The 6,783-nt window shown below is 70.2% G+C and carries 5 protein-coding genes; 4 read left to right on the top strand and 1 reads right to left on the bottom strand.

Going from position 1 to position 6,783, the window contains the following annotated elements:
• Positions 1–97: 97 nt before the first annotated feature.
• Positions 98–262 (bottom strand): hypothetical protein, encoded by a 165-nt coding sequence (locus G6048_RS45940; RefSeq protein WP_165345562.1) that lies wholly within the window; start codon positions 260–262, stop codon positions 98–100.
• Positions 263–388: 126 nt separating this feature from the next.
• Between G6048_RS45940 and G6048_RS45935 the strand changes: the two genes are divergently transcribed.
• From G6048_RS45935 to G6048_RS45920, 4 genes are all read left to right on the top strand, one after another.
• A complete protein-coding gene (locus G6048_RS45935; protein WP_165345561.1) occupies positions 389–1,312 on the top strand; it encodes an LLM class F420-dependent oxidoreductase in 924 nt (307 codons plus the stop codon).
• A gap of 156 nt (positions 1,313–1,468) precedes the next feature.
• Positions 1,469–2,944 carry a 3' terminal RNA ribose 2'-O-methyltransferase Hen1 gene (locus G6048_RS45930; protein ID WP_165345560.1) on the top strand — a complete coding sequence of 492 codons (1,476 nt, stop codon included), beginning with the start codon at positions 1,469–1,471 and terminating at the stop codon, positions 2,942–2,944.
• On the top strand, positions 2,941–5,511 hold the full coding sequence (locus tag G6048_RS45925) for a polynucleotide kinase-phosphatase (RefSeq protein WP_165345559.1): 2,571 nt from the start codon (positions 2,941–2,943) through the stop codon (positions 5,509–5,511). Before G6048_RS45930 ends, G6048_RS45925 begins: the two co-directional genes overlap by 4 nt.
• A gap of 98 nt (positions 5,512–5,609) precedes the next feature.
• Positions 5,610–6,783: arginine deiminase (locus tag G6048_RS45920; RefSeq protein WP_165345558.1), on the top strand; the 1,174-nt coding region annotated here is incomplete at its 3' end.

Genomic DNA, 6,783 nt, shown 5'->3' with positions numbered 1-6,783 from the left:
GTCTGGGGGCGCAGCCCCAGTGGGGTCCAGGGGCGGAGCCCCTTGGTATGGGACGGGTAAGGGCGGCGGGGGCGAACCAAGCCCGCCGCAGGCGCCGTCACGCCGGCTCGGAGCCGTCCGTCGGGGACGCGTCCGGGCGCGGGGCCGACTGTTGGAGGTCGGCGTCGAGTTCGGACAGGTCCGCGTTGAGGGCAGCCATCAACTCCTCCATCTGCTGCAGCAGCCCCTTCGGCTGCGACGGGGGAACGGCTTCCTGGGACATGACGGCCTCCTCGGCAACGCGCCGGTCGGTCCGGCTTCGACCAAGTCCAACGAAAACCACCGGGGCCAGTCACTGCCCCGCCCTCACCCCAGGCGCCGAATTGACGCCACCGTGCAGGATGGAGGCATGGATCTTCGAATCTTCACCGAACCCCAGCAAGGGGCCGGCTACGACACCCTGCTCGCCGTGGCCAAGGCCACAGAAGACCTCGGCTTCGACGCCTTCTTCCGCTCCGACCACTATCTGCGCATGGGCGACGTGGACGGCCTCCCCGGCCCCACCGACGCCTGGATCACCCTCGCCGGACTCGCCCGCGAAACCAAGCGGATACGCCTCGGCACCCTGATGACGGCCGCCACCTTCCGGCTGCCCGGCGTCCTGGCGATCCAGGTCGCGGGAGTCGACCAGATGTCCGGCGGCCGAGTCGAACTGGGCCTGGGCGCGGGCTGGTTCGAGGAGGAGCACCAGGCGTACGGCATCCCCTTCCCCAAGGAGAAGTTCGCCCGCCTGGAAGAACAGCTGGCGATCGTCACGGGCCTGTGGGCGACGGAGGTCGGACAGACCTTCAGCCACCACGGCACGTACTACGACCTGAGCGATTCGCCCGCGCTGCCCAAGCCCGCACAGGCCAAGATCCCGGTACTCATCGGCGGCCAGGGCGCGACCCGTACGCCGCGCCTCGCCGCGCAGTACGCCGACGAGTTCAACATGCCGTTCGCCTCGGTCGAGGACACCGAGCGCCAGTTCGGCCGCGTACGGGCGGCGGCGGAGCAGGCCGGGCGTAAGGGCGACGACCTGGTCTACTCCAACGCGCTCGTCGTCTGCGCCGGCAAGGACGATGCGGAGGTCGCCCGCCGCGCCGCCGCGATCGGCCGGGAGGTGGACGAACTGAAGACCAACGGCCTGGCAGGTTCCCCCGCCGAGATCGTCGACAAGATCGGCCGGTACAAGGACATCGGCGCCCAGCGCCTGTACCTCCAGATCCTCGACCTCACCGACCTGGACCACCTGGAACTGATCTCTTCGCAGGTCCAGCCCCAGGTGTCGTAAGGACCCCAGGACCCCAGCTGGACAGGAACAGGACCCCGGCCGACTGGCGGGGGTCCTCTCCCGTTTCCATGCCCCCCGGATTCCGCCCCGGCACCCCGTAATCCAGCACCCGTAATCCAGTACCGCCACGACCGCACCAGCACAGATACTCGACCTGTGTTCCTGACGATCTCCACCACCGGCACCCCAGACCGCCCCGCGACCGACCTCGGCTTCCTGCTGCACAAGCATCCCGAGAAAGCGCAGGCGTTCTCCACCTCCTACGGGACGGCCCACGTGCTGTACCCCGAGGCGAGCCCCGAGCGCTGCACGGCCGCGCTGCTGCTGGAGGTCGACGCGGTGGCGCTGGTGCGGCGCGGCAAGGGCAAGGGGCGTGGGGGCGCGCCGGACGCCGCGCTCGCGCAGTACGTCAACGACCGGCCGTACGCCGCCTCGTCGCTCCTCGCCGTGGCGCTGAGCAGCGTGTTCTCCAGCGCGATGAAGGGCACGTGTCGCGCGAGGCCCGAACTCCCGGAGCAGGCACGGCCGTTGCGTATCGAGGTCCCCGCACTACCCGCCCGAGGCGGCGCCGAGCTCGTACGCGCGCTCTTCGAACCGCTCGGCTGGACGGTGACCCCGGAGCCCGTCGCGCTGGACGCCGAGTTCCCGGAGTGGGGCGAGTCCCGGTACGTAAGCCTCGTACTCGAAGGCGAACTTCGGCTGGCCGAAGCCCTGCGGCACCTGTACGTCCTGCTCCCCGTCCTCGACGACGCCAAGCACTACTGGGTGGCGACCGACGAGGTCGACAAGCTGCTGCGGGCCGGCGAGGGCTGGCTGCCGGAGCACCCGGAGCACAAGCTGATCACCAGCCGCTATCTGTCCCGCCGTTGGTCGCTGACGCGGCAGGCCATGGAGCGCCTGGAACTCGTACGGCTGGCCGAGGCGGACGACAGCGACGTCGAGGAGATCGACAACGCCGTCGACGAGACGCAGGACACGGACGAGAAGCCGGTACCGCTCGCCGTGCGGCGGCGGGACGCGATCGTCGAGGCGCTGCGGGCCGCCGGGGCTGGGCGGGTGCTCGATCTCGGCTGCGGGCAGGGCCAGTTGGTGCAGGAGCTGCTGAAGGACATCCGGTTCACCGAGATCGTCGGTGTCGATGTGTCGATGCGCGCACTCACCATCGCCTCGCGCCGGCTCAAGCTGGAGCGGATGGGGGACCGGCGGGCCGAGCGCGTGAAGCTCATGCAGGGCTCGCTCGCGTACACCGACAACCGCCTCAAGGGGTACGACGCCGCCGTGCTCAGCGAGGTCATCGAGCACGTCGACCTGCCGCGGCTGTCCGCCCTGGAGTACGCCGTGTTCGGTTCCGCCCGCCCGAGGACCGTCCTCGTGACGACGCCGAACGTCGAGTACAACGTCCGCTGGGAGACCCTCCCGGCCGGGCACGTCCGGCACGGCGACCACCGCTTCGAGTGGACGCGCGAGGAGTTCCGCGCGTGGGCGCGGACGGTGGCCGAACGGCATGGATACGAGGTGGAGTTCGCGCCCGTCGGAGACGAGGACGCCGAAGTGGGTCCGCCGACTCAGATGGCCCTCTTCACGATCACGACATCCACGACGACAGCAGCGAAGGAGGAGAAGGCCGCATGACCAGCAATGAGACCAATGAGAACAACGAGCCCCACGGCACCAAGGGTCGTACTCTGCCCGTCACCGACCTCTCCCTCGTCGTGCTCATCGGCGCCTCCGGCTCGGGCAAGTCCACCTTCGCCCGCAGGCACTTCAAGCCGACCGAGGTGATCTCGTCCGACTTCTGCCGCCGCCTGGTCGCCGACGACGAGAACGACCAGAGCGCCAGCGGGGACGCCTTCGACGTACTCCACTACATCGCGGGCAAGCGGCTCGCGGCAGGCCGGCGCACCGTGGTCGACGCGACCAGCGTGCAGCAGGAGAGCCGCAAGCAGCTGGTCGAACTGGCCAAGAAGTACGACGTGTTGCCCATCGCCATAGTGCTCGACGCGCCGGAGGAGGTGTGCGCCGAGCGCAACGCCGCGCGCGAGGACCGGGCCGGCATGCCGCGCCGCGTCATCCAGCGGCACATCCGCGAACTGCGGCGTTCCCTGCGGCACTTGGAGCGCGAGGGCTTCCGTAAGGTGCACATCCTGCGCGGTGTGGAGGAGATCGAGAGCGCGTCGATCCGCACGGAGAAGCGGTTCAACGACCTGACCCACCTCACCGGCCCGTTCGACATCATCGGCGACATCCACGGCTGCGCCTCCGAACTGGATTCGCTGCTCGGCAAGTTGGGCTACGTGGACGGAGTCCACCCCGAGGGCCGTACGGCCGTGTTCGTCGGCGACCTCGTCGACCGCGGCCCCGACTCCCCGGGCGTGCTGCGTCGCGTGATGGCGATGGTCGCGTCGGGCGACGCGCTGTGCGTGCCCGGCAACCACGAGAACAAGTACGGGCGTCACCTCAAGGGCCGCAAGGTCCAGCACACGCACGGGCTCGCCGAGACGATCGAGCAGATGGAGGGGGAGAACGAGGAGTTCAAGAAGCAGGTACGGGAGTTCATCGACGGGCTCGTCAGCCACTACGTGCTCGACGGCGGCCGGCTCGTCGTCTGCCACGCCGGTCTGCCCGAGAAGTACCACGGCCGTACGTCGGGCCGGGTGCGCTCGCACGCGCTGTACGGCGACACCACCGGCGAGACGGACGAGTTCGGGCTGCCGGTGCGCTACCCGTGGGCGGAGGAGTACCGGGGCCGCGCGGCGGTGGTGTACGGCCACACTCCCGTCCCCACCGCGACCTGGCTCAACAACACCATCTGCCTGGACACCGGCGCCGTCTTCGGCGGCAAGCTGACCGCACTGCGCTGGCCGGAGCGCGAGCTCGTCGACGTACCGGCCGAGCGGGTCTGGTACGAGCCGACGAAGCCGCTGCGGACCGAGGCGCCCGGCGGGCAGGACGGGCGGCCGCTGGACCTCGCGGACGTGCACGGGCGCCGCGTCGTCGAGACCCGCCACGCGGGCCGGGTGTCGGTCCGCGAGGAGAACGCGGCGGCGGCACTTGAGGTCATGAGCCGTTTCGCCGTGGACCCGCGGCTGCTGCCGTACCTGCCGCCGACGATGGCCCCGACGGCGACCTCGCGTATCGAGGGCTACCTGGAGCACCCGGCCGAGGCCTTCGCCCAGTACGCGGCGGACGGTGTCGCGCGGGTCGTGTGCGAGGAGAAGCACATGGGCTCGCGGGCGGTGGCGCTGGTGTGCCGGGACGCGGAGGCGGCGCGCGAGCGCTTCGGGGTGGACGGGCCGACCGGCTCGCTCTACACCCGCACCGGGCGCCCCTTCTTCGACGACCCCGCCGTCACCGAGGAGATCCTCGGGCGGGTGCGCAGCGCCATCACCGAGGCCGGGCTGTGGGAGGAGCTGGCCACCGACTGGGTGCTGCTGGACGCGGAGTTGATGCCGTGGTCGCTCAAGGCGTCCGGGCTGCTGCGCAGTCAGTACGCCGCTGTCGGGGCCGCCTCGGGAGCCGTGTTCCCGGGTGCGGTCGCCGCGCTCGAAGGGGCGGCGGCCCGCGGTGTCGACGTACAGGACCTGCTGGTGAAGCAGCGGGAACGGGCCGCGGACGCCGCCGCGTTCACCGAGGCGTACCGGCGGTACTGCTGGACCACGTCCGGTCTGGACGGTGTGCGGCTCGCGCCCTTCCAGATCCTCGCCGTGCAGGGGCGGAGCCTGGCCGCTCTGCCGCACGACGAACAGCTCGCGCTGATCGACCGCTTCGTGTCGAGCGACGCGTCGGGGCTGCTCCAGACCACGCGACGGCTGTTCGTCGACACGGGTGACCCGGACTCGGTGCGGGCCGGTGTCGACTGGTGGCTGGAGATGACCGGGCGCGGCGGCGAGGGCATGGTCGTCAAGCCGGTCGAGGCCGTCGTGCGCAGCTCAGAAGGGCGGCTGGTGCAGCCCGGCATCAAGTGCCGGGGCCGCGAGTACCTCCGGATCATCTACGGCCCGGAGTACACGCGTCCGGAGAACCTCGACCGTCTCCGGGGCCGCTTCCTCAACCACAAGCGCTCGCTGGCGATCCGTGAGTACGCGCTGGGCCTGGAAGCCCTGGACCGCCTGGCGGAAGGCGAACCGCTGTGGCGGGTGCACGAGGCGGTGTTCGGGGTGCTGGCGCTGGAGTCGGAGCCGGTGGACCCGCGGCTGTGACCCGGGCCGTGCGCATCCGGGGCGTCCCCCGGGTGCGCACGGCACCTTGTGCCGCGCCCCGTGGATGAACATGTGTCCGGATGGTCAAAGATGGAGGCATGGGATTCCAAGTCGACTCCGAGGCCGGGCGGCTTCGCCGCGTCATCCTGCACCGGCCTGATCTTGAGCTCAAAAGGCTCACCCCCAGTAACAAGGACGCCCTGCTCTTCGACGACGTGCTGTGGGTGCGCCGGGCGCGAGCGGAGCACGACGGGTTCGCGGACGTGCTGCGTGACCGCGGGGTCACCGTCCATCTTTTCGGCGACCTGCTCACCGATGTGCTGGGGATCCCGGCCGCCCGGGAGCTGGTACTGGACCGTGTCTTCGACGAGAAGGAGTACGGGCCGCTCGCCACGGACCACATCCGGGAGGCCTTCGACGCCATGCCGGCGGGCGAGCTGGCCGAGGCCCTGGTCGGCGGCATGACCAAGCGGGAGTTCCTGGACACGCACGCGGAGCCGACGTCCGTGCGCTTCCACGTCATGGAACTCGACGACTTCCTGCTCCGCCCGCTGCCCAACCATCTCTTCACCCGGGACACCTCCGCCTGGATCTACGACGGGGTCTCCATCAACGCCATGCGCTGGCCCGCCCGCCAGCGCGAGACCGTGCACTTCGAGGCGATCTACCGGCACCACCCGCTGTTCCGGGCCGAGACCTTCAACATCTGGTCGGAGGGCCAGGCGGACTACCCGTCCACCATCGAGGGCGGCGATGTGCTCGTGATCGGCAACGGCGCCGTGCTCATCGGCATGAGCGAGCGGACGACACCGCAGGCCGTGGAGATGCTCGCGCACAAGCTGTTCGCCGCCGGGTCGGCGACCACGATCGTGGCGCTCGACATGCCCAAGAGACGGGCCCTGATGCACCTCGACACGGTGATGACGATGGTCGACGGCGACATCTTCACGCAGTACGCGGGACTCGGCATGCTCCGCTCGTACACCATCGAACCGGGCGTGGGCGACAAGGAACTCAAGGTCACCGACCATCCGCCGGAGCACATGCACCGCGCGATCGCCGCGGCCCTGGGGCTGAGTGAGATCCGCGTACTGACCGCGACGCAGGACGTGCACGCGGCCGAGCGCGAACAGTGGGACGACGGCTGCAACGTCCTCGCGGTCGAGCCGGGGGTGGTGGTCGCTTATGAGCGGAACTCGACCACCAACACCCATCTGCGCAAGCAGGGCATCGAGGTGATCGAGATTCCGGGGAGCGAGCTGGGGAGGGGGC

The organism is Streptomyces ureilyticus, from assembly GCF_011045025.1.
In the GTDB taxonomy this organism is placed as follows: Bacteria; Actinomycetota; Actinomycetes; order Streptomycetales; family Streptomycetaceae; genus Streptomyces; species Streptomyces ureilyticus.
Note: the sequence above shows the minus strand (reverse complement) of the source record. Positions and strands in the feature narration are given on the sequence as shown.

Excerpts from the sequence above, each read along its gene's own strand:
- G6048_RS45940 (WP_165345562.1), bottom strand. The coding sequence starts at position 262 with ATGTCCCAGGAAGCCGTTCCCCCGTCGCAGCCGAAGGGGCTGCTGCAG.
- G6048_RS45935 (WP_165345561.1), top strand. The coding sequence starts at position 389 with ATGGATCTTCGAATCTTCACCGAACCCCAGCAAGGGGCCGGCTACGAC.
- G6048_RS45925 (WP_165345559.1), top strand. The coding sequence starts at position 2,941 with ATGACCAGCAATGAGACCAATGAGAACAACGAGCCCCACGGCACCAAG.